Here is a 21,340-nt window from a genome sequence, read left to right on the forward strand (position 1 = left end):
TCGCCGAGCCCCTGCCCGCCTTCCACGGCGGCCGTATGCTTCCGGCGAAGACCGCGTCGTAACTGAAGGAGACCCTGGTGAAGGTCGGCTGCATCGGACTCGGCGACATCGCGCAGAAGGCGTACCTGCCCGTGCTCGGTGTCCAGCCGGGGGTCGAGCTGCATCTGCAGACGCGGACGCCCGCGACCCTGGCCCGGGTCGGCGACAGCCTCCACCTGCCGCCGGAGCAGCGGCACACCGACCTGTCGGATCTGCTGGCGCAGAACCTCGACGCGGCTTTCGTGCACGCGGCCACCGTGGCGCACCCCGAGATCGTGACGCGGCTGCTGGAGGCGGGCGTGCCGACCTTCGTCGACAAGCCGCTCGCGTACGAACTCGCCGAATCCGAGCGTCTGGTGCGGCTCGCGGAGGAGCGGAACGTCAGCCTCGCCGTCGGCTTCAACCGGCGTCACGCGCCCGGGTACACGCAGTGCGCCGATCACCCCCGCGACCTGATCCTGATGCAGAAGAACCGCATTGGGCTGCCCGAGGACGTGCGCACGATGGTCCTCGACGACTTCATCCACGTCGTGGACACGCTGCGGTTCCTGGCGCCGGGGCCGATCGACGACGTGACCGTGCGGGCCAGAGTCGAGGGCGGCCTGGTGCACCATGTCGTGCTGCAACTCGCCGGGGACGGCTTCACGGCGCTCGGCGTGATGAACCGGCTGAGCGGCTCGGCGGAGGAGATCCTCGAGGTCTCGGGGCAGGACAGCAAGCGTCAGGTGGTCAACCTCGCGGAGGTGATCGACCACAAGGGGCAGCCCTCGGTGCGGCGGCGCGGGGACTGGGTGCCGGTGGCCCGGCAGCGCGGCATCGAGCAGGGCGTGCTCGCCTTCCTCGACGTGGTGCGCGCGGGCAAGGTACTCAGCGCCCGTGACGCGCTGGCGACTCATGAACTGTGCGAGCGGGTGGTACGAGCGGTTCAGGAGCGGTCCGCCGGGGCCTGAACGCCCGGAAGCCCTCCGTCGCGCACAGTCCCGCCAGGATCAGCAGCGCCGCGTGCACCGGCCAGTCGCCGAACCGGACGTACGGGGTGACACCGCGCGCGAGCGGTACGTCGTACACCACCGCCGCGCTCGCGTCCGTGCCGAGCCAGGAGCCGATCCGCTCGCCGCTCGGGCCGTAGACGGCGGAGACGCCGGTCAGCGTCGCGTGCACCATCGGGCGGCCGGTCTCGGCGGCCCTCAGCGCGGCGAGCGAGGCGTGCTGCTCGGGGGCCCAGCTGTGCTGGAAGGTCGAGGTCGAGGACTGTGCGAGGAGCACCCCGGCCCCGTCCTGGGCGAGATGGCGGCTCATGTCGGGGAAGGCGGTCTCGAAGCAGACCAGCGGGCCGACGCGCAGTCCGTGCCCGACGTTCATCACGACCTGCTCGGTGCCCTTCCTGCGGTCCTCACCCGCCGCCTTCCCGACCGAGGTCGCCCAGCCGAGGAGGGAACGCGCGGGTATGTACTCGCCGAAGGGGACGAGCCGCATCTTGTCGTAGCGGTCGCCGGTCGGGCCATGCGGTCCCACCAGGACCGAACTCTTGTAGATCCCGGGCCGGTCGGAGCGGTGCGCGTCGACGTTCACCATGATGTCGGCGCCGGTCAGCCGGGACAGCGCGGCGAGCCGGTTCGCCAGGTCGGGGCGGTCCGCGAGGTCGAAGCCGACGCTGCTCTCACCCCAGACGACGAGGTCGGGGTCCTGTCCGGCGAGGGTGCGGGTGAGGGCCTCCTCGCGCGAGAAACGCGCCTCGGCACTGTCCGCGCCGCCGATCACCCCGGGCTGTACGACGGCGATCCGGACCTGGCCCGTCACGTCCGGGCGCGGCGACCACACCCAGGTCGCCGAGGTCACGGCGGCCGTCGCGACCAGTCCGGCGACGGCGGGCACACGGGACTCACGCACCGCGGCCAGTACGGCGACCGCCACATTGACGGCGACCACCAGGAAGCTGAGCAGCCACACCCCGCCTACCGACGCGAGCCGCAGCGCGGGACCGACCTGCCACTGGCTCGACCCGAGCAGTCCCCAGGGCCCGCCGAGGCCCTGCCAGGACCGGACGAGTTCGACCATCAGCCACCCCGACGGCAGGACGAGGAGCGCGGCTCCGACCCGCCCCGCCGAGGGCACCCCGCCGAGGAACCGCCGGACGAGCCAGCCCCAGGGCGCCCACAGCGCGCCGAGCAGTGCCGCTATGACGACCGTGAAGACATTCAGGCTCGGCAGCAGCCAGTGGTGCACGGCCAGCATGAAACCCAGCCCGCCCAACCAGCCGTCGTAGGCGGCCCGCCTGCCCGTCGGGGCCGAGCGGGCCAGCAGGATCCAGGGCACCAGGGCGACGTACGCGAACCACCACCACGAAGGGGCGGGGAAGGCGAGCATCGGCAGTGCGCCGGCCAGCACGGCGACGATCGCGCGCCGCCACGGGGAGGCGAACCAAAGATCGGGCCCACTGCCCAGCCAACGCTCGGGCCAACGCTCGGGCCTCTTCATACAGGGCCTCCCTCCCCGGGGGATGCCTCCAGTGTGCGCGTCGGCGACGATCTCCGACAGAGGGCATCCCGTCAGGGCTTTCCGGTCAGGGGGAGCTACTCGGGCGGCCTGCGGTCGGCGCGTCCGGTCAGGTGGTGACGGGTTCCCGGCCCGGCTGCGGCGCGCGCCGCCACTTCTCCTGGACGACGACCTCGCGCAGGCGCCAGCCCAGGTCCGTACGGACCAGTCCGAAGGCGTACCGGCCGCCGCACACGAAGTCGGGCGCGGTGGACCCACCGTCGTGGCCCGCGAACCGCATCGGATTGATGTAGTCCGCCTGGACCCGGGCCGTGTCGCCCGTTTCCTGGTCCAGCGACCCGAACCGCAGTCGCCGGTTCACGATCAGATGCTGGCGCATGGGGAAGAGCTCCATGCTCTGCGCGAGCCATCCCGCGACCTCGTCGGCGCCGCCCTCGATACCGCCGGCCGAGCGGTAGTCGGCGCGTCCGTCCGGTGCGAACAGCCTCCGGTACGCCTCCCAGTCGCCGTCGTCGACGGCCACCGCGTACTCGGTGACGAGTCCGTCCACGGCGAATCGGTCCATCACGGTCGCGAGCTCCACACGCTGCGTCATCGGCTCAGTGTTGGCCACGGGAGGTGCGCAGCCAAGGGGCGTGCGCCAACAGGTGCATAACTCCGCCTCGCAAGCAAAGGGAGTTGGCACGGATGGGCTATTTCTATACTGATCGGATGATCACCGTACCGCTCAGCGCGCTCGAAGTGGCCATGGTCCAAACGGGCGCCCGAGCCGCAGACACGTTACGAGACAGCACCGAGTTCGCCCGGCGTCTCGAAGATCTCGGTTACCTGCGACTCTGGTACGCCGAGCATCACCATTCGCCGGCCATCGGAGCGTTCCCGCCCGTCGTCCTGACCGCCCACGCGGCCGCGTTGACGTCGTCCATCCGTCTCGGCTCCGGGGGCGTTCTCGCTCCGAACCACGCCCCGATCATGCTGGCGGAGCAATTCGGCACGCTGTCCGCACTGCACGCGGGCCGGATCGACCTGGGTATCGGCCGCGGTCCGGGTACCTTCGACGATTCCACGGCGCGGGCCCTGCGCCGCGGGGCCGGTCCGACAACGGACGACGAGTACCGCGACGACGTGTCGTCGACTCTGCGTTTCCTGGTGGACGAAGTCGCGCTCAGCCCGCTCCCGGAGCCGTGGCTGCTGTCCTCGAGCACGGCCGGCGCTGCGCTCGCCGCGGAACTCGGGCTGCCGATCGCCTTCGCCCATCACATTCGTCCCGACAACACCCTGGCCGCGCTCGGCCACTACCGCGAGCGTTTCTCCCCCTCCCGCTGGTGCGCGCGGCCGCGCGTGCTGATCTGCGTGGAAACGGTATGCGCCGAGACCGATGAGGAGGCGGCCCGGCTGGCCGGCCCGATGGATGTCGTCAAGGCCGGACTCCTCAAGGGGCGAGGCGACAGTCCCTTCCCCACGCCCGAAGAGGCAGCGGCCCACTCGTTCACCGCGGAAGAAGCGCGGGTGCTGACGAGCTTCCGTGCCCATCAGGCACACGGCTCACCCGAGACCGTCGCGAAGCACCTGACGGACCTGGTGGATCTGACGGGTGCGGACGAACTCATGCTGGTGACGCCCGTCTACGCGTTGGCCGACCGACTGAGGTCGTACGAACTCGTCAGGCAGCACGTCATGGAGGAACCTCGTGCGGCCGGACGACGTTCATGAAGCATGGCTGTGATCTACAAGACCACGATGACGCCCAGCAAGCTGGAGCTCCTCGCCGCCTGGCTTCCCAGGCAGCCGTGGTACATCGGCACGGCGAGTGAGCCGCACCTGACCAAGGCCGGTGGTTTCCGGCTCGATGATCCCCAAGGGGAGGTGGGAATCGAGTTCATGGTGGTCACGGACAACTCCGGCGAGCGACCGCGCTCGTACCACGTGCCGCTCAGTTACCGTGGGGCGCCGCTCGACGGAGCCGATCGGGCGCTCATCGGCACGTCCGAACATGGGGTGTTGGGACGGCGGTGGGTGTACGACGGGACCCATGACCCGGTCCTCGTCGCTCAACTGCTCGATCTCCTCCAGGGCCGCGCCGAGCCGCAGGCGCAGAGCGAGACCGACACCCCCGCCCCCTCCGTCACGAGCCACTTCACCGGAGTCGGCTTCTCCACCGTGATCGCGTCGGCAGTCGTCGACGACCGGCAGCACGGCACCGCCATCGTGGTGGAAACCAAGGAAGAAGCCGGGCCGCACGGTCAGCCGGCGGGCGCCGTGACCATCGACGTGACGCGTGTCCTCCGGTCTGACACACAGGCTGCCCATTCCCCTGCGGCCAGGGCGGCCCGAGGACATCTCGTCGCCGACTGGCGTGCGAAGAACGACGACGAGAGCCGCGGGCTGTTTGCCGTCCTGCGAGACACGGCGCGTTGACCGGCCTGTCGTGATGGGGAACGGGCGGCTGAGCGGCGTCGACAGCCGAGCCGGAGCGGTCGGTCGGGCGCGATGCTCGCCAACTCGGCCGCGCATCGGCGACGTGGTGGTCAAGACCGCGCATCGGTCAAGACCGCGCATCGGCCAAGAGGTGGTCAAGACCGCGCATTCTCGAACTCTCGCGTATTGACCTCGTGTTCCGCCCGGAGTTGGATCTTGCCTGCCCGTGGGGGCGTCCGGGTGGTGAGAGGGGTACGACGGTGGCTGGTGACGCGCGCGACGGGCTGATACGCGTGGTGTATCTGGAGCGGATCTCCGCGCTGATGATGGCCGCGGGCGCGGTGCTTTCCGAAGCGGTGCTGCTTGCCCTGGTCGGCACGGATCACGACCGCGAGACGCTGATGGTGGGAGCGACAGCGCTCGTTTTCGTGTCCGTGCTGCTGCTGCCGTTGGGTCTTCGTCTCCCCGCCCGCCTGCGCCGCACCTACGACGATGCCGCGCTGATCGAGAGCGTCGCCGCACCGCGCGACGGGCAGGACGCGGTACGGCGGTTGTCGCTGCGGCGCACGGCGGGATTCGTGGGTGTCATGGCCTGCTGGTTGCTGTTCATCGGCCTGGCGTCCCATCAAGTGATGCCGCCGGTCATGCTGGTCACGCTTGCCCTGACCCAGTGGGCGCGGTCTCGGGCGACCGCGGGCTGGGAGCGCGAGAACGGGGCCGTGCTGTGGCGGGGCGTCCCCGGGCTGCTGGGGCCCCGAGGCCGTGTGTTCCGCGTGCCGTACGTCGCTACGGACACCGTCGCCTAGGACGTATCCATGGGGCGTGTTGGCGCACCCTCACCCCTTGCCCGACGGTGCGTCCTCGATCGTAGAGTGATCGACGACGAGCACGGGCTCGATACGGACCCGGGTTGCCCGTTCGCCACCAGGAGGCACGTATGACACGCCATGTCACCGTCGTCACGGGCGGCAGCCGGGGGATCGGTGCCGCGACGTGCGCGCGTCTCGCGGCGGACGGACACGATGTGGCGGTGGGGTACGTGCGCGACGGCGCCGCTGCGGAGCGGACCGCGAGCGCCGTCCGCGCGGCGGGGGCCCGCTGCGTCACGGTACGCGTGGACACCTCCGACGAGGACGACGTCGACCGGCTCTTCGACATTGCCGCGGACCGGCTCGGGCCGGTGACGGGACTGGTGAACAACGCCGGTGTGACCGGTCCGCTCGGCAGGCTCGCGGACACCGACCCCGCCGATCTACGGCGAGTGGTCGACGTCAACCTGCTGGGCACGCTGCTGTGTTCGCGGCGGGCCGCCCGGTCCATGGCGGCCTGGGGGAGTGGCGTCATCGTCAATGTGTCCTCGGCGGCGGCCACACTCGGCAGCCCCGGTGACTTCGTCCACTACGCGGCCACGAAGGCCGCCGTCGACGCCCTGACGGTGGGCCTCGCCAAGGAACTCGGCCCGGACGGCATCCGCGTCAACGCGGTCGCACCCGGCATGATCGCCACGGAGATGCACGCCACCAGCGGAGATCCGGGCCGCGCCGAGCGCGCCGCCTCGTCGATTCCGCTGCGCCGCGTCGGTCAGGCCGAGGAAGTCGCCGCGGCCATCGCGTGGTTGATGTCGCCCGACGCGTCGTACACGACGGGGGCGGTGTTGCGGGTGTCCGGGGGACGGTGAGCCCCGACAGGGGTGCCGGTCACCGGCCCTTGGACTTCGTGCCGGTTCCCATGCCCGATCTCACGCGGCCTCGACGACCTCTCCGCGTATCGCTTCCGCCCACTTCACGACCAGCAGCTCGTACTCCGCGCGCTCCTGGGCGGAGAGGGAGCCGCCCGCGCGCATCCACAAGGCGCGGATCTGCTCGTTCAGCGCTGCAGCGGACCGCACGGAACCAGAGGACATTAAATCGGGGGACATGCGCACCAGCCTAGGGGCAAAGACTGACACTGCGCTACCGGACGGCTACTCATCCCCTATGCGGTTCGTCACGGCCGACGCGGAGTGACGCGAACGGGCTCAGCCGATCCGTACGACGACACACCGGCCCCGGAGTTGAGCGCCCTGGAAGGCCTCGTCGATCACGGCCGTTCGGCCCAGGCACGGGACCAGTCCAGCAGCGGTCCCCATCGCCGTGACCAGGTCGTCTCCGAGCGCGGTGAGATGCCACGCCGGCTGCGCCGCCGTCGATGTCGACGCGGCGATGCCTGCCTCGCGGAATTCCGTGAGGCGCGTGGACAGGACGCTGGACGACATGTCGTCGCAACGGCGTTGGAGGTCCCGGAAGCCGATCGGGGCGCCGTTGCGGTGCAGTTCCCAGATGACCCGCAGCGTCCAGCGCCGGCCGAGCAGATTCAGTGCCGCCATGACGGGACGACCGCCGGCCGAGCCGCGCACGGGGCGGCCGGGGACGGGAACGCTCGATGCGGGGCTGACGGGGCCCGGACCGCCCCGCCGCGCAATGCCGGCAGTCGAATGGTTCGGCGCGGGTGTCGTGCCCAAGTGAGTACCTCTCGCTGGGAGTCGCTCACCCCCTACCCGTGCGCTTCGATTTCAGAAGCGCAAGGCTGCGCGTCATGAAGCAGCGCATCGACGGCGTCATGCCGCCCTACGAGCCCGGGACCGACCGCGCGTTGCACCGGTGGATGCCGCCCGGTGTCGCCCGTGAGCCCCTGATGCTGTTCAAGGTGCTGGAGCGCCACCCGGAACTCGCCTCACGCATGCGGGCGCTGGGCGCGGGCCTCCTCGTCCACGGCCGGCTGAGCGACGCCGACCGAGAACTCGTCATCGCCCGCGTCGCCGCCCGCTCCGGATGCGCGTACGAGTGGGGCGTCCACATGGCGACGTACGCGGAGACGGCCGACTCACCGCGCGGCAGGTGACGCTCACGGCGACCGGCGGACCCGACCATCCGGCCTGGTCCGGCCGGCAGGCGGCGCTGCTCCGTGCCGTCGACGAGCTGCACGACACGGCCCGGGTGGGCGACGCGGCCTGGAGCGGACTGCGGGAACACCTCGACGAGCCCGAAGTCCTCGAACTGCTGGTCCTCGCGGGCTGGTACCGCACGATCGCGTACGTCGCCAACGGCGCGCGGATCGAACCGGAACCCTGGGCGCTCGCCCTGCCAGGGACGGACCGCCCGGGCGGCTGAGGGGGTGCCTTCGGTGAGCGTCAGCCCGCGGACTCGGCCGCGTGCGGGCTCAGGCCGCCGGTCGAGACCAGCGCGATGATGACGATGCCGAGCGCGATCCGGTACCAGACGAACGGCATGAAGCTCTTGTGTGAGATGAACTTCATGAACCACGCGATGACGGCGTAACCGACCGCGAACGCGATCACCGTCGCGAAGATGGTCGGCCCCCACGACACATGGCCGTTCGCGGTGGCGTCCTTGACCTCGAAGGCGCCCGAAGCGAGCACGGCCGGCATGGCGAGGAGGAAGGAGTAGCGGGCCGCCGCGGCGCGGGTGTAGCCCATGAAGAGGCCGCCGCTGATGGTCGCGCCTGACCGGGAGACGCCGGGGATCAGGGCCATCGCCTGGCAGAGGCCGTACAGCAGGCCGTCCTTGACGTTCAGGTCCTCCAGGGCCTTGCGCTGCTTGGGCGCCCGGTGCTTCCCGCCGGTCTCGTCACGCGCCGCGAGACGGTCGGCGATGCCGATGACCACGCCCATGACGATGAGCATCGTCGCGGTGATCCGCAGATCACGGAACGGGCCCTCGATCTGGTCCTTGAGTGTCAGGCCGAGCACGCCGATGGGTATGGAGCCGACGATGACCAGCCAGCCCATCTGGGCGTCGTGGTTCCGGCGCATCTCCTTGTTCGTGAGCGAGCGGAACCACGCCGCGAGGATCCTGCCGACATCCTTGCGGAAGTAGATCAGTACCGCCGCCTCCGTGCCGAGCTGGGTGATCGCGGTGAAGGCCGCTCCGGGGTCCTCCCAGCCGGAGAACGCCGCCGTCAGGCGCAGATGCGCGCTGGAGGAGACGGGAAGGAATTCGGTCAGCCCCTGGACGAGTCCGAGGATGAGGGATTCAAACCAAGACATGAAGTGAGGTGGTCCAAGCGCTGATCGGAAAGGGGCGACGGGCACGCCGAGCCGCTGTGCGCGGTGATCACGGGTGTTGGTGGCAGCGTAGCGTCCCCCAAGGACAGCTCGGCCACAGGGGTTTCGTGCGCAGACAGCGGTGGAGCAGTCGGCGGACGGTGGGCGGGGCCGTGACGGTCCTGTGCCGAGCCGGTGGGCAACGTTGTCCACGGGGCGACCGGGGTGTTGACCTGCCGCTGGACCGGCACATACGTTGCAACAGAAGAGAAAGCGCTTGCTGTCACCGGTTCCGTCTCGGTGACACCATGCGTTGGCCAACGTCTGACGTCACGTCCGATGGAGCGCTGATCACGTACATGAGTAAGAGCACCGAGTCCGCCCCCAACCGTCCCGCGACCCCGTTCGAGGGCCGCCGTATCCGGGCCGCCGTCATCGGTACGGGCGCCATCGCGCGCGGGAGCCATGTTCCCGCGCTCGCCAGGCTCGCCGAGGACGGCGAGACGGAGATCGTCGCCGCGGTCGACATCGCGGAGGACGCCGTCCAGAAGTTCTGCGCCGAGGCGGGCATCCCGCACGCGTACACCGATCTGGACCGCATGCTGGAGGAGCAGCGGCCGGACCTGGTCGCGATCTGCACCCCGCCGACCCTGCACCGCGACCAGACCGTCGCCGCGCTGCGCGCCGGAGCCTGGGTCTGGTGCGAGAAGCCGCCGGTCCTGACGCTCGCCGACTTCGACGCCGTCGAGGCGCAGGAGGGGAAGGACGGGGGCCCGTACGCCGCCATCGTCTTCCAGCACCGGTTCGGCTCGGGGTCCCGGCACGTGCGGCGCCTCATCGCCGAGCGGACCATGGGCCGCCCGCTCGTCGCGCACTGCCAGACCACCTGGTACCGCAACGCCGAGTACTACGCCGTGCCCTGGCGCGGGCGCTGGGAGACCGAGGGCGGCGGGCCAGCGATGGGGCACGGCATCCACCAGATGGACCTGCTCCTGGACCTGATGGGGCCGTGGAGCGAGGTGCGGGCGATGGCCGGGCGCCTGGTGCACGACGTGGAGACGGAGGACGTCTCGACCGCCCTCGTCCGCTTCGAGAGCGGCGCGCTGGCCACGATCGTCAACAGTGTCCTGAGCCCGGACGAGGTGAGCCGCATCCGTATCGACTGCGAACGCGCCACCGTCGAGCTCACGCACCTCTACGGCCACAGCAACGACAACTGGCGGATCACCCCGGCCCCCGACGTGTCCGACGAGGACGTGGCGGCCTGGCGTGACTTCGGTACGGACGTGCCCAGCTCGCATCTGGAGCAGCTGCGGGAGCTGGTCGCGAGCATGCGCGCGGGTGAGCGGCCGCGCAGCAGCGGCGTCGACGGGCGCACCAGTCTGGAACTGATCACCGCGCTCTACAAGTCGGCGTTCACGGACACGACCGTCCGCGCGGGGGAGGTCGGGCCCGGGGACCCGTTCTACACGGCCCTGCACGGGGGCGCGCCGGGCTGGGCGCCGCCCGCCGTGTCCGCTGGCGAGTCCGCGTCCACCGTGAGCCAGGAGGCGTCGGCATGACCGAGTCCGCGCAGGGTGCGCTGCGTATCGTCCACGCCCATGGTGATCGCATCACGATCAGCGACACGACCACCGGCGTGGAACTGTTGAGCTACGTCTACCGGCCCGAGGCGGCCTGGGAGGCCCCCAAGCCGTATCTGCACCCCCTCAGGACGCTGGCCGGTGACATCGTCACGGACTACCGGCCCAACGACCACCGCTGGCACAAGGGCCTGCAGATGACGGCCTCCCACCTGTCGGGCACCAACCTGTGGGGCGGCAACACCTACGTCCACGGGGAGGGATACCTCGAACTCCCGGAGCGCGTCGGGTCGATGGCCCACGTCGGCTTCGACGAGGCGGTCTCGGACGGGAGCCGCGCGGTCATCGCCGAGCGCCTCACCTGGCATCCGTACGACGGTGAGCTGTGGGCCGAGGAGGAGCGCCGCGTCGAGGTGCACGACGTCGATCCCGCGTCGGGTTCCTGGGCGCTGACCTGGACGACCGCGGTCACCAACCGGCGGGACGAGGCGCTGCGCTTCGGCAGCCCGACCACCGCGGGGCGGGAGATGGCCGGCTACACGGGCCTGTTCTGGCGCGGACCGCGTGCCTTCCGGGACGGCCGGATCATCGGGCCGGACTCCGAAGGGCCCGGCCTGATGGGGCAGCAGGCGCCCTGGCTCGCGTACTCCGGTGAGCACGACGGCGCCGACGGCCACGCGACGCTGGTCTTCGCGCACGGTCCCGAGAACGACCACACCGGGGAGGGCGGCGCCCACCCGGCCCATTGGTTCGTGCGCAACGATCCGTTCGCCGCCGTCGCCCCCTCGTTCGCCTTCTTCGAAGAGCTCGAACTCGCCTCCGGCGCCACCCTCACCCGCCGCTATCGCGTCGTCGTGGCCGACGGGGCCTGGGAGCGCGAGGAGGTCGCCAAGTACCTGGAGGAGCACCCGTGGTGAGCGGCGCGCACGAGACCCCGGTGTTCACCGGGCTGCCGGGCGCCGTCGCGGTCTCGCACCTCTGCGTGTACGACTGGCCCGCCCCCGACGGAGTCTCCGGCGGCACCCCCCATCTGCACCTGACCTGCTCGGAGGCGTACGTCGTCACCGGCGGGCGCGGAGCGGTGCAGACGCTGACGACGTCCGGGTACGAGGTCACACCGCTCGAAGCCGGCACCGTCGCGTGGTTCACGCCCGGCACCATCCATCGCCTGGTCAACGAGGACGACCTGCGCATCACCGTCCTCATGCAGAACAACGGCCTCCCCGAAGCGGGTGACGCCGTGCTCACCCTGCCCCCGGAGTACCTGACCGACCCCGAGACGTACGCGGCCGCGACGGTGATCCCGGCCGACGAGCCCGAGGCGGAGCGGGAGCGGGTCGCTCGCGCCCGGCGGGACCTCGCCCTGGAGGGCTACCGGGCGCTGCGCGCGGCGGACGGCCCCGAGCCGCTCGCCGCGTTCCACCGGGCCGCCGCCGCGCTGGTGCGGCCCCGGCTCGCCGAGTGGCGCGAGCGGTGGCGGCGCGGCGCCGAGGCCGCCGCCGCGGCCACGGGAGAGCAGCTCGACCGGCTGGAGCGGGGCGATGTCTCCCACCTCGCCGACGCCCTCGTACGGGCCGAACAGCCGTCCGCGCACGGCAAGTTCGGGATGTGCGGACGGCTCGACGTCTACAAGGGGACCGATTAGCCCCTAAGGGGTTCTTCCGGGCCCGCGCCACCGCGGGTCCGTCCCTGAGCCGGTGCAGGCTCGTCCCTACGCCACCGCCGGCCCCGTCGCCGTCCAGCCCGGGGTCTGCGGGTGGGCCGTCAGGTGGCCGTGCTCGACCACCTCGCCGCACTCCCGGCACACGACCTGCGGGACCAGCTCATGGCCGCAGGTGTGCTCCAGCACCATGGGACGGAAACCGCCCTCCTGGAGGTGACGGTCGCCCCACGCCATCAGCGTGTGCAGCACCGGCTCCAGTTCCAGACCGGCCTGGGTGGGCCGGTACTCGTAGCGCTTCGGTCGGTCGCTGTACTCGACCTTCTCCAGTACGCCCGCGTCGACGAGCCGTTTCAGGCGGGCGGTGAGCACATCGCGCGGTGCGCCGATGTTGCGGACGAGCTGGTCGAAGCGGGTGGCGCCGAGCGACACCTCGCGCAGTACCAACAGTGAGTACTTCTCGCCGACGAGAGCGAGCGTGTCGGCGATCGAACAGGGGCGGGCGTGCTTCATGCCACGAGTCTAGGGGGTGGGTTGGCTTGTCCAACCCACTGAGTTACTCTCGAGTCACCTAGTGGGTTTGGAAAACAAACTCGGTGAGTTTGGAGATCAACCATGCGTGACGCCGTCATCGTCGAAGCCGTACGCACCCCCATCGGCAAGGGCAAGCCGAACGGCTCCCTCGCCCACGTCCACCCCGTGGAGCTCCTCGCCCACACACTGCGCACGCTCGTCGAGCGCTCCGGAGTCGATCCGGCGCTGATCGACGACGTCATCGGCGGCACCGTCAGCCAGGTGGGCGAGCAGGCCGCGAACATCACCCGGTACGCGGCGCTCTCGGCGGGCTTCCCCGAGACGGTGCCCGCGACCACCGTGGACCGCCAGTGCGGCTCGTCCCAGCAGGCCGTGCACTTCGCGGCCCAGGGCGTCCTGTCGGGGGCGTACGACATGGTCGTCGCCTGCGGTGTGGAGTCGATGAGCCGTGTGCCGATGGGCTCGAACGTCCGAGGCACCGAGGATCCCTTCGGACCCGGGATCGCGGCGCGCTTCCCCGAGGGCCTGGTGCCGCAGGGCATCAGCGCCGAGCTCATCGCCGCCAAGTGGGGCCTGTCGCGCGCGCAGATGGACGCCTTCGCGGCGGGCTCGCACCAGAAGGCGGCCACGGCCTGGGCCGACGGCCGCTTCGACGCCGAGGTCGCGCCCCTGGAGGGCGTGACGCGCGACGAGAGTGTCCGGCCCGCCACCACCACGGAGGTACTCGCGGGGCTCAGGCCCGCCTACTACGACCCGGCCTACGCCGAGCGCTTCCCGCAGATCGACTGGTCCGTCACCGCGGGTAACGCGAGCCCGATCAACGACGGCGCGTCGGCCGTGCTGATCACGTCGAGCGAGACCGCGGCCAGGCTCGGCCTGCGCCCGCTCGCCCGCCTGCACAGCTTCGCCGTCACCGGCTCCGACCCGCTGCTGATGCTCACGGGCGTCATCCCGGCCACCGAGAAGGTGCTCCGCAAGGCGGGGCTCGCCCTCGGCGACATCGACCTCTTCGAGGTGAACGAGGCCTTCGCGAGCGTCGTCCTGACCTGGCAGCAGGAGACGGGCGCGGATCTGTCCCGGGTCAACGTGCACGGCGGGGCGATCGCGCTCGGCCACCCGCTCGGTGCGAGCGGTACCCGGCTGACGACCACCCTCGTGCACGCGATGCGCGAGCGCGGGGCCCGCTACGGCCTGCAGACGATGTGCGAGGCGGGCGGACTCGCCAACGCGATGGTCATCGAGGCCGTGTAACCCCGGACGGCCCGGGTCGTCCGCCGCCCGGAGCCGCCTCCCCGAGAGCCGCCGTGCCGAGAGCCGCCGTGCCGGGGACTGATCAGTGCCGGAGGTCGATCAGTCCCCGGCACTGATCAGTCCCCGCACAGGTGGTGGCGCTTGCGCCAGGCCACCACCGCGCCGACCAGGGCCGGCAGCGCGATGAAGCCCATGGCGATCAGGAAGGCGGGAGAGGTCGGCGCCGAGGCCCGGGCGCCCGCGACGGCGTACGCGGCGGTGTTCGGGATCGATCCCAGGGCGGTGGCGAGGAGGAACGGCAGCCAGCCCATGCGGGAGACGGCCGCGCAGTAGTTCGCCGCCCAGAAGGGCACGCCGGGGAAGAGCCGGGCCATCATCATCGTGCGGAAGCCGTGCCGGCTGAGCTGTCCGTCGGCCGCCTTCAGCCAGCGGGCGCGCAACAGCGGGCGCAGCGCGTCCTGCCCGAGGATCCGGCCGAGCCCGAACGCCACGCCGGCGCCGAGCACCGTGCCCGCGAGCGCGGTGCCGAGGCCCAGTTGCGAGCCGAAGAGCGCGCCCGCCGCGAGGTTGAGCAGCGGCCGGGGCACGAACGCCACCGTGCACAGCCCGTACGCCACCGAGAACACCACGGCCGCCGCGGCGCCGCTGAGCTGTGGCGGCCAGCCGTCGGACAGCAGCCGCTGCGGTTCGAAGAGCAGCACGCTCGACGCGGCCGCCGCGAGCAGCACCAGCAGCAGGGAGAGCCGCGACCAGGGCGAGAGCAGGACTCTCGTGCAACGGGCGGCGAGGCCCGTGGGCGTGGAGACGGCGAACTCCGCGGCGAGGGAGAGCTCAGCGACGGGAGCCGGGGGAACGGCTGTGGCGGTGCCCCCAGAGCGGGTGGTGGCATCGAGCATTCGGCGACACTAACCGACCCGTGTGTGTGATCGCCGTATGGTTCGTCTCATGGGCGTCACAGCTTCCGGAACGTCGGGTGCGCGGTTCGAGGTGCCGAACAGTTCCCTCGCGGACACCGTGCTGGAACGGCTCACCGCCACCTACGGCGCGGCGGCCGATCCGGAACGGGCCGTGTCCATGGGCGCGTACATGAAGGACGTCGCCCCCTTCCTCGGTCTGACCACGCCCGATCGCCGCGCGCTGTCCCGCACGGTCCTCCTCGCAACAGCGGCCCCTGTAGAGGCCGATTGCACCGCCGTGGCCCTGCGCTGCTGGGCGTTGCCGGAGCGCGAGTACCACTATTTCGCCGTCGACTACCTGCGCCGTCATGTGAGGCAACTCTCTTCCGCTTTCCTCCCGGTGACGCGCCATCTCATCGGCACGGTCTCCTGGTGGGACACCGTCGACGCACTCGCCTCCCACGTGGTGGGAGGCCTCGTGGCCGCCGATCCGAAGCTGAGGAGCGACATGGACGCGTGGATCGAGGACGACGACCTGTGGGTCGCCCGTACGGCCCTGCTCCACCAGCTCCGTTACAAGGAGACGACCGACACCGAGCGGCTCTTCGCCTACTGCGTACGGCAGTCGGGGCATCCCGACTTCTTCGTCCGCAAGGCGATCGGCTGGTGTCTGCGCGAGTACGCGAAGACGGATCCGGAGGCGGTACGGGCCTTCGTCGCCCGGGAACGGGGGCGGCTCGCTCCCCTCTCCGTACGTGAGGCACTCAAGAACATCGGCTCCTGACGCATCAACCGCAGACCAGACACTTCGACCCCCGACACACCGAAAGAAACACCCGCAACAACCGCCTCCGTGGCGAGAAAAACCATTCGACGTGGCCGGATACGTCGGCGATGATCGCCTCATGTTCCGGCACGCCTTCCTCTTCGCAGCATCCGCAGTCGCGGATGCGCCGAAGGCTGCCGTCCCGATCATCGTGGCCGCCGTCGACGGCGCCCGAAGCTGACCCTTCCCGGATCGTCCGGCGGACCCCGCAGGGGGAGGGTCGGCAAGTCCTTGGGGTCCCCGTCCCGGCCGCTGAGCGCCGGGGCCATCACTCAGCTCCGCTGACACTCAAGAGGCTTCGAGGTACCGCCATGTCCAAGACGGCATACGTCCGCACCAAACCGCACCTGAACATCGGCACGATGGGTCATGTCGACCACGGCAAGACCACCCTGACCGCCGCCATCACCAAGGTCCTCGCCGAGCGCGGCTCCGGCAGCAGTACCCGATACGTACCGTTCGACCGGATCGACCGGGCGCCGGAGGAGGCCGCGCGCGGCATCACCATCAACATCGCGCACGTCGAGTACGAGACCGACACCCGCCACTACGCGCACGTGGACATGCCGGGTCACGCCGACTACGTCAAGAACATGGTCACCGGCGCCGCGCAGCTCGACGGGGCGATTCTCGTCGTCTCCGCGCTCGACGGGATCATGCCGCAGACCGCCGAGCACGTGCTGCTCGCCCGGCAGGTGGGCGTCGACCACATCGTCGTCGCCCTGAACAAGGCCGACGCGGGCGACGAGGAGCTCACCGACCTCGTGGAGCTGGAGGTCCGCGAGCTGCTCTCCGCGCACGGCTACGGGGGAGAGTCCGTACCCGTCGTACGGGTGTCCGGCCTCAAGGCTCTTGAGGGGGACCCCCGTTGGACGGCGGCGATCGACGCGCTGCTCGACGCGGTGGACACCTATGTGCCCATGCCCGAGCGGTACCTCGACGCGCCGTTCCTGTTGCCGGTCGAGAACGTGCTCACGATCACCGGGCGCGGGACGGTCGTCACCGGCGCGGTCGAGCGCGGCACGATCCGGGTCGGCGACCGCGTCGAAGTGCTCGGCGCGGCCGTCGACACGGTGGTGACCGGCCTGGAGACCTTCGGCAAGCCCATGGACGAGGCGCAGGCAGGGGACAACGTGGCGCTGCTGCTGCGCGGGGTGCCCCGCGACGCCGTACGCCGCGGGCACATCGTCGCCGCGCCCGGCAGCGTCGTCCCCAGTAGTCGTTTCACGGCGCAGGTGTACGTCCTGTCGACGCGCGAGGGCGGCCGTACGACAGCGGTCTCCACCGGGTACCGGCCGCAGTTCTACATCCGCACCGCGGACGTGGTAGGCGACGTCGACCTCGGTGAACGCGCGGTCGCCCGGCCCGGTGAAACCGTCACGATGACGGTCGAGCTCGGGCGCGAGACGCCGCTGGAGCCGGGGCTCGGCTTCGCGATCCGCGAGGGCGGCCGGACGGTCGGCGCGGGGACGGTGACCTCGGTGGGCTGACGGCCGAGGGCAGGACGAGGGTGCCCGCTCCCGCTACGGCGGGAGCGGGCATCGGCTCGTATCGATCCCCATCGGAGAGGCCGCGGCCGCGCGGTCCGGCAGCGACGACCACGCTCCTGAAGGGGCGGCACAATGGACCTGTGGACGAGCCGATACCCGTGACACGCACCGTGGACCACGGAACCGCCAAGCTGATGCCGGACGTGGACCGGAAGCGGGCCTGGCTGCTCACGGTCGACGCCGCACCGCAGTCGTACGTCGATCTGGACGAGCCGACCCATCTGGAGTTCGAGTACGCCCGACGGCTCGGGCACGTCCTGGACACGGTCGTGGCGCCGGGCCGGCCCCTGGACGTGCTCCACCTCGGCGGCGGAGCCCTGACGCTGCCCCGCTATGTGGCCGCGACCCGCCCCGGCTCACGGCAGGACGTGGTGGAGGCCGATCTGGGTCTGCTGGACCTGGTCCGCGAGTACCTGCCCGTGCCCGAGGACGCGGGCATCACGCTGCACGGCGCGGACGCGCGGGGCTGGCTCGAATCCGCCGAGCCCGCCTCCGCCGACATCGTGATCGCGGACGTCTTCGGCGGCGCGCGCGTCCCGGCGCACCTGACGTCCACGGCGTACGCGCGCGCCGCCGCGCGCGTGCTGCGCGAGGACGGCGTCTATCTGGCCAACCTCGCCGACGCCGCGCCCTTCGCCTTCCTGCGCTCTCAACTCGCCACGTTCGCGACCGTGTTCGAGGAGCTGTCCCTGATCGCCGAACCCGGTGTGCTGCGTGGCCGGCGCTTCGGCAACGCGGTGCTCGTGGCCTCCCACCGCCCGCTCGACACGGCCGTCCTCGCCCGCCGCACGGCCGCCGACGCCTTTCCGGCGCGCGTCGAAAGCGGCGCGGCGCTGCGGGAGTTCATCGGCTTCGCCGCACCCGTGCGTGACGAGGACGCGGTTCCCTCACCCGAGCCGCCCGGCGGTGCCTTCAGCATCGGCTGACCGGAGCTCGAACTCCGCCACCGCTGACCCGTGGGCCACCGCCTTGGTCCGCCGGGTCAGATTCCGCACGTCCGGCACGCACAGCACCGCTGCCGTGACCACGACGACCAGCGCCGAACAGCCCCACAGGGCGGCCGTACGCCCGAGGGCCTGTTCCGCCGGGCCCGCCAGGGCGGTGGCCAGCGGGACCATCGCGATCGAGCCGAACCAGTCGTACGCCGAGACGCGGGAGAGCTTGTCCTCGGGGATCTCCTGGTGCAGCGCGGTCATCCACGACACCCCGAAGACCTCGATCGCCGCACCGCTGACGAACATCACGGCACACAGCGGACCCACCGGGACCGGCACGGCGAGCGCTGCGGCCGGGGCGGCGAGCGGGAAGACGCAGAGGGTGCCCGCGAGCAGCAGGCGGCGCGGCTTCCAGCGGGTCATCAGCAGTGCGCCGCCGACGGTTCCGGCACCGAACGCGCCGAGCGCGAGCCCCCATGGCCCCGGCCCGCCGAGGCTGTCCCGGGCGACCAGCGGACCGTAGACCGCGTCGGCGGCGCCGACGACCGCGACCACCACGGAGAACTGGGCGACGATCGTCCACAGCCACGGCCGTCCGACGAACTCCCGCCAGCCCTCGCGCAGATCGGACAGCAGCCCGCCGCCGGGCTCGCGCGGCGGTATGTGACTCACGTCGAGGAACGACCGCAGTGCCCCGGCGACCGCGAACGCCACCGCGTCCACGGCGAGCACCCAGCCGGGCCCGACCACGGCCACCATCGCCCCGCCCAGGGCCGCGCCGCCCAGGCCGGCGCCCTGCATCGCCATCCGGAACATGGCGAAGGCGCGGCTCGCCTGCTCCCCGCTCACCGAGGACATCAGCATGCCCTCGGCCGCCGGGCTGAAGAACGCCTGCCCGGTGCCGCCGAGCGCGGACAGCAGCATCATCTGCCACAGCCGCGCGTCACCGGCGAGGACGAGGAGCGCGAACACCGCCTGTGAGACGCAGTTCAGGGCGTTGGCCGCGACCATCACCCGATGGCGAGGCAGCCGGTCCGCGACCGCTCCGCCGATCAGCAGGAAGAGCACCAGGGGCAGCGTCCGAGCCGCCGCCACCAGCCCCACGTCACCCCCGTCGCCGCCCGCCTCCAGCACCGCGAACGCCGAGGCGATCAGTGCGCCCTGGCTGCCCAGGTTGGTGACGACCGCGGCGGCGGTGAGCAGGGTGTAGTTGCGGCCCGCCCAGGAGGGGCGGCGGGAGCGGTGGGAGGCGTCGGCGGTGGAGATCACCGGCCGACTATCGCTGCCGCGGTCCCCGCTTGCCAAACCGTCGACGCGAGGACCGGGCACCGTCCGGCAGCCCGCCCCCGTACGGCGTGGGCTCAGGAATGCGTCGGGGTACCGTGCAGCCGTACGGTGCTGAGGATCTTCCGCACGGTCGCGTCCGGGACCTCGTCACTGACACCCTTCGCGCCGTAGAACGACCAGGAAACGAAGTCGCCCGCCGAGTTCTTGAAGCCGAACGAGGTCGCCGTGCCGTCGGAGTCGCACTTGCCCTTCTTGGGGACACCGACCGTGTACGACGTCGCGACGCTGCCCTTGATGCCCGAAGCCGTCGTGTACGGCTGGGGCTTGCCGATCTTCAGCAGCTTCTCCGAGGCCTTCGCCTGGTCCGTGTAGCCGCCGAAGGCCCAGGCGGCCGAGTCGCCGCGGGCGATGATGTCGGTGTTCTTGGCGCCGCTCTCCCCCTTGGTGCCGGCCGCGGCCAGCGCCGTGTCGTCCGTGCGGCCGTCCTTGTCGTCGTCGGACGTGCACCACTTCTCCTTGAGGAAAGCGGGCGCGGACATGCCGATGTATGCGGAGCCGTCACCCTTCTGCTCGTCGTCGAAGCCGATGAACGTGCCGGGCGTACGGACGTTCCAGTCCGGGGGGACGTCGAAGGCGGTGCCCCATTTGGGGTTGATGACGACCTTCCAGCCCGCGATCGTCGGCTTCTCCTCGTCGGTGCCGCGCGGGTTGTCACCGCTTCCGCTCGCGCTGGGGGACGTGGTGGCGGACGCGCTGGGCGATGTGGAGGCGTCCTTGCCCGCGTTGTCGTCCTTCTTGCCGCCGCCCAGGACGAGGAAGCCCGTCACACCGGCGGTCACGACCACGGCGGTGGCCGCCGTGATGGCGATGACCTTGGTCCTGTTTCCGCCACCGCCCGGCGGCTGGGGCGCGCCCCCGGGGGCCGGCGTTCCCCACTGGGGCTGCCCCGGCTGGGGTCCGTAGGGGGCCGGCTGCTGCCCCTGCTGCGGGTACCCCGTCTGCTGGTATCCGGGCTGCTGATACGGATTCGGCTGCTGGTAACCCGGCTGCTGGTACGGGTTCTGGTCCTGCGGGTTCTGCTCGCCCCCGGGCGGCTGCTGTCCTGGCCACATGGGCCACAACCCTAGTGGCGCCTGTGACACGTTTCGGTCACCGGAGCTCGTCAGCCATGTACCGGTCAGGAATCGGGGGCGCACTTTTTCGATTTCTTCACACGCGGCGACGGAGATCGACCGGTGGGGGGCCTGTCAAGATTATCTACTCGTGGGTAACATGCGGGCATGAGCGCAGACCAGATGACGATCGGCGAGATGCTCGCCGCCACGGTGCCGATGGCCCGGACACTGAACCTCGAGTTCGTGGAGACCACGCCGGACAAGGCCGTGGTGGCCCTGCCGGACCAGAGTGACTACCACAACCACGTCGGCGGGCCGCACGCCGGAGCGATGTTCACCCTCGGCGAGTCGGCGAGCGGGGCGATCGTCCTCGCCGCGTTCGGGGAGCAGCTGTCGCGCGCCGTGCCGCTCGCGGTCAGCGCCGAGATCGCGTACAAGAAGCTCGCGATGGGCCCCGTGACGGCCACCGCGACCCTCGGCCGCCCGGCCGCGGAGGTCGTCGCCGAGCTCGACGCGGGTCAGCGCCCCGAGTTCCCCGTGGACATCGCCATCCAGCGCGCGGACGGCGCCGTCACGGGCGAGATGACGGTCGTCTGGACCCTGCGGCCGAACGGCTGAGCCGAGCGAACGGAACGGCGGCGGGTCCGCTCGGTCCGGGAGACGTCGTTCGGATCGCCGCGGACCCGGGGTGATCCGAACGCCACCCCC

Annotated in this window: 24 protein-coding genes; 15 read left to right on the top strand and 9 right to left on the bottom strand. The window is 71.2% G+C overall.

Going from position 1 to position 21,340, the window contains the following annotated elements; genetic code table 11:
• Positions 1-77 precede the first annotated feature (77 nt).
• Positions 78-989, top strand: a complete 912-nt coding sequence (locus ACZ7M3_RS00205; RefSeq protein WP_472059753.1) for a Gfo/Idh/MocA family protein — start codon at positions 78-80, stop codon at positions 987-989.
• Here the strand turns inward: ACZ7M3_RS00205 and lnt are convergent.
• Both lnt and ACZ7M3_RS00215 read right to left on the bottom strand, forming a co-directional pair.
• Positions 907-2,517 (bottom strand): apolipoprotein N-acyltransferase, encoded by a 1,611-nt coding sequence (lnt, locus tag ACZ7M3_RS00210; protein ID WP_472059754.1) that lies wholly within the window; start codon positions 2,515-2,517, stop codon positions 907-909. The two genes, ACZ7M3_RS00205 and lnt, sit on opposite strands and share 83 nt — an antisense overlap.
• A 127-nt stretch (positions 2,518-2,644) precedes the next feature.
• Positions 2,645-3,130, bottom strand: coding sequence for a nuclear transport factor 2 family protein (locus tag ACZ7M3_RS00215; RefSeq protein ID WP_472059755.1), 486 nt, complete (start codon positions 3,128-3,130; stop codon positions 2,645-2,647).
• A 116-nt stretch (positions 3,131-3,246) separates the two neighbouring features.
• Between ACZ7M3_RS00215 and ACZ7M3_RS00220 the strand changes: the two genes are divergently transcribed.
• From ACZ7M3_RS00220 to ACZ7M3_RS00235, 4 genes are all read left to right on the top strand, one after another.
• Positions 3,247-4,248, top strand: coding sequence for an LLM class flavin-dependent oxidoreductase (locus ACZ7M3_RS00220; protein ID WP_472059756.1), 1,002 nt, complete (start codon positions 3,247-3,249; stop codon positions 4,246-4,248).
• A gap of 3 nt (positions 4,249-4,251) precedes the next feature.
• Positions 4,252-4,953: a maltokinase N-terminal cap-like domain-containing protein gene (locus ACZ7M3_RS00225; RefSeq protein WP_472059757.1), complete on the top strand. Its 702-nt coding sequence runs from the start codon at positions 4,252-4,254 to the stop codon at positions 4,951-4,953.
• A 260-nt stretch (positions 4,954-5,213) separates the two neighbouring features.
• Positions 5,214-5,759 (top strand): hypothetical protein, encoded by a 546-nt coding sequence (locus tag ACZ7M3_RS00230; protein ID WP_472059758.1) that lies wholly within the window; start codon positions 5,214-5,216, stop codon positions 5,757-5,759.
• Between the two features lie 131 nt (positions 5,760-5,890).
• Complete coding sequence (locus tag ACZ7M3_RS00235; RefSeq protein ID WP_472059759.1) at positions 5,891-6,631, top strand: SDR family NAD(P)-dependent oxidoreductase; 741 nt, start codon at positions 5,891-5,893, stop codon at positions 6,629-6,631.
• A 60-nt stretch (positions 6,632-6,691) separates the two neighbouring features.
• On the opposite strand, the gene ACZ7M3_RS00240 is transcribed toward ACZ7M3_RS00235, so the two are convergent.
• Together ACZ7M3_RS00240 and ACZ7M3_RS00245 are read right to left on the bottom strand one after the other, a co-directional pair.
• Positions 6,692-6,871: a hypothetical protein gene (locus tag ACZ7M3_RS00240; RefSeq protein WP_075032584.1), complete on the bottom strand. Its 180-nt coding sequence runs from the start codon at positions 6,869-6,871 to the stop codon at positions 6,692-6,694.
• 99 nt (positions 6,872-6,970) lie between these two features.
• The gene (locus ACZ7M3_RS00245; RefSeq protein WP_472059760.1) at positions 6,971-7,318 is read right to left on the bottom strand and encodes a winged helix-turn-helix transcriptional regulator; all 348 of its coding nucleotides are present in this window, start codon (positions 7,316-7,318) and stop codon (positions 6,971-6,973) included.
• A gap of 209 nt (positions 7,319-7,527) precedes the next feature.
• Here ACZ7M3_RS00245 and ACZ7M3_RS00250 point away from each other — a divergent pair, with 209 nt between their 5' ends.
• Together ACZ7M3_RS00250 and ACZ7M3_RS00255 are read left to right on the top strand one after the other, a co-directional pair.
• Positions 7,528-7,833, top strand: coding sequence for a carboxymuconolactone decarboxylase family protein (locus ACZ7M3_RS00250; protein ID WP_472059761.1), 306 nt, complete (start codon positions 7,528-7,530; stop codon positions 7,831-7,833).
• A complete protein-coding gene (locus ACZ7M3_RS00255; protein ID WP_472059762.1) occupies positions 7,830-8,102 on the top strand; it encodes a carboxymuconolactone decarboxylase family protein in 273 nt (90 codons plus the stop codon). Before ACZ7M3_RS00250 ends, ACZ7M3_RS00255 begins: the two co-directional genes overlap by 4 nt.
• 20 nt (positions 8,103-8,122) lie before the next feature.
• Here the strand turns inward: ACZ7M3_RS00255 and ACZ7M3_RS00260 are convergent, their stop codons facing one another.
• A complete protein-coding gene (locus ACZ7M3_RS00260; protein ID WP_095855925.1) occupies positions 8,123-8,998 on the bottom strand; it encodes an undecaprenyl-diphosphate phosphatase in 876 nt (291 codons plus the stop codon).
• Between the two features lie 356 nt (positions 8,999-9,354).
• On the opposite strand from ACZ7M3_RS00260, the gene ACZ7M3_RS00265 reads away from it, so the two are divergent.
• From ACZ7M3_RS00265 to ACZ7M3_RS00275, 3 genes are read left to right on the top strand one after another with little or no spacing between them, the layout of a single operon-like run.
• Entirely contained in the window at positions 9,355-10,557 is a 1,203-nt protein-coding gene (locus ACZ7M3_RS00265; RefSeq protein ID WP_472059763.1) for a Gfo/Idh/MocA family protein, read from the top strand.
• Positions 10,554-11,495 (top strand): DUF6807 domain-containing protein, encoded by a 942-nt coding sequence (locus ACZ7M3_RS00270; protein WP_472059764.1) that lies wholly within the window; start codon positions 10,554-10,556, stop codon positions 11,493-11,495. The genes ACZ7M3_RS00265 and ACZ7M3_RS00270 overlap by 4 nt, the downstream gene beginning before the upstream one ends.
• On the top strand, positions 11,492-12,223 hold the full coding sequence (locus ACZ7M3_RS00275) for a cupin domain-containing protein (protein WP_472059765.1): 732 nt from the start codon (positions 11,492-11,494) through the stop codon (positions 12,221-12,223). The genes ACZ7M3_RS00270 and ACZ7M3_RS00275 overlap by 4 nt, the downstream gene beginning before the upstream one ends.
• Before the next feature lie 66 nt (positions 12,224-12,289).
• Here ACZ7M3_RS00275 and ACZ7M3_RS00280 read toward each other — a convergent pair whose 3' ends face one another.
• On the bottom strand, positions 12,290-12,751 hold the full coding sequence (locus ACZ7M3_RS00280) for a winged helix-turn-helix transcriptional regulator (RefSeq protein ID WP_472059766.1): 462 nt from the start codon (positions 12,749-12,751) through the stop codon (positions 12,290-12,292).
• 102 nt (positions 12,752-12,853) lie between these two features.
• Between ACZ7M3_RS00280 and ACZ7M3_RS00285 the strand changes: the two genes are divergently transcribed.
• On the top strand, positions 12,854-14,023 hold the full coding sequence (locus ACZ7M3_RS00285) for a thiolase family protein (protein ID WP_472059767.1): 1,170 nt from the start codon (positions 12,854-12,856) through the stop codon (positions 14,021-14,023).
• A gap of 116 nt (positions 14,024-14,139) precedes the next feature.
• On the opposite strand, the gene ACZ7M3_RS00290 is transcribed toward ACZ7M3_RS00285, so the two are convergent.
• Positions 14,140-14,919, bottom strand: a complete 780-nt coding sequence (locus ACZ7M3_RS00290; RefSeq protein ID WP_472059768.1) for a TVP38/TMEM64 family protein — start codon at positions 14,917-14,919, stop codon at positions 14,140-14,142.
• 49 nt (positions 14,920-14,968) lie between these two features.
• Here ACZ7M3_RS00290 and ACZ7M3_RS00295 point away from each other — a divergent pair, with 49 nt between their 5' ends.
• From ACZ7M3_RS00295 to ACZ7M3_RS00305, 3 genes are all read left to right on the top strand, one after another.
• On the top strand, positions 14,969-15,703 hold the full coding sequence (locus ACZ7M3_RS00295) for a DNA alkylation repair protein (protein ID WP_472059769.1): 735 nt from the start codon (positions 14,969-14,971) through the stop codon (positions 15,701-15,703).
• Positions 15,704-16,056: 353 nt separating this feature from the next.
• Positions 16,057-17,235 (top strand): elongation factor Tu, encoded by a 1,179-nt coding sequence (gene tuf / locus ACZ7M3_RS00300; protein WP_472059770.1) that lies wholly within the window; start codon positions 16,057-16,059, stop codon positions 17,233-17,235.
• 140 nt (positions 17,236-17,375) lie between these two features.
• Positions 17,376-18,221: a spermidine synthase gene (locus ACZ7M3_RS00305; protein WP_472059771.1), complete on the top strand. Its 846-nt coding sequence runs from the start codon at positions 17,376-17,378 to the stop codon at positions 18,219-18,221.
• On the opposite strand, the gene ACZ7M3_RS00310 is transcribed toward ACZ7M3_RS00305, so the two are convergent.
• Positions 18,183-19,496, bottom strand: a complete 1,314-nt coding sequence (locus ACZ7M3_RS00310; protein ID WP_472060967.1) for an MFS transporter — start codon at positions 19,494-19,496, stop codon at positions 18,183-18,185. The two genes, ACZ7M3_RS00305 and ACZ7M3_RS00310, sit on opposite strands and share 39 nt — an antisense overlap.
• Positions 19,497-19,591: 95 nt before the next feature.
• The gene (locus tag ACZ7M3_RS00315; RefSeq protein WP_472059772.1) at positions 19,592-20,629 is read right to left on the bottom strand and encodes a DUF8017 domain-containing protein; all 1,038 of its coding nucleotides are present in this window, start codon (positions 20,627-20,629) and stop codon (positions 19,592-19,594) included.
• Between the two features lie 168 nt (positions 20,630-20,797).
• On the opposite strand from ACZ7M3_RS00315, the gene ACZ7M3_RS00320 reads away from it, so the two are divergent.
• Positions 20,798-21,250 (top strand): DUF4442 domain-containing protein, encoded by a 453-nt coding sequence (locus tag ACZ7M3_RS00320; protein ID WP_351311911.1) that lies wholly within the window; start codon positions 20,798-20,800, stop codon positions 21,248-21,250.
• The last annotated feature ends 90 nt before the right edge of the window (positions 21,251-21,340 follow it).

The sequence above is a fragment of the Streptomyces sp. NPDC111656 genome (assembly GCF_055656965.1).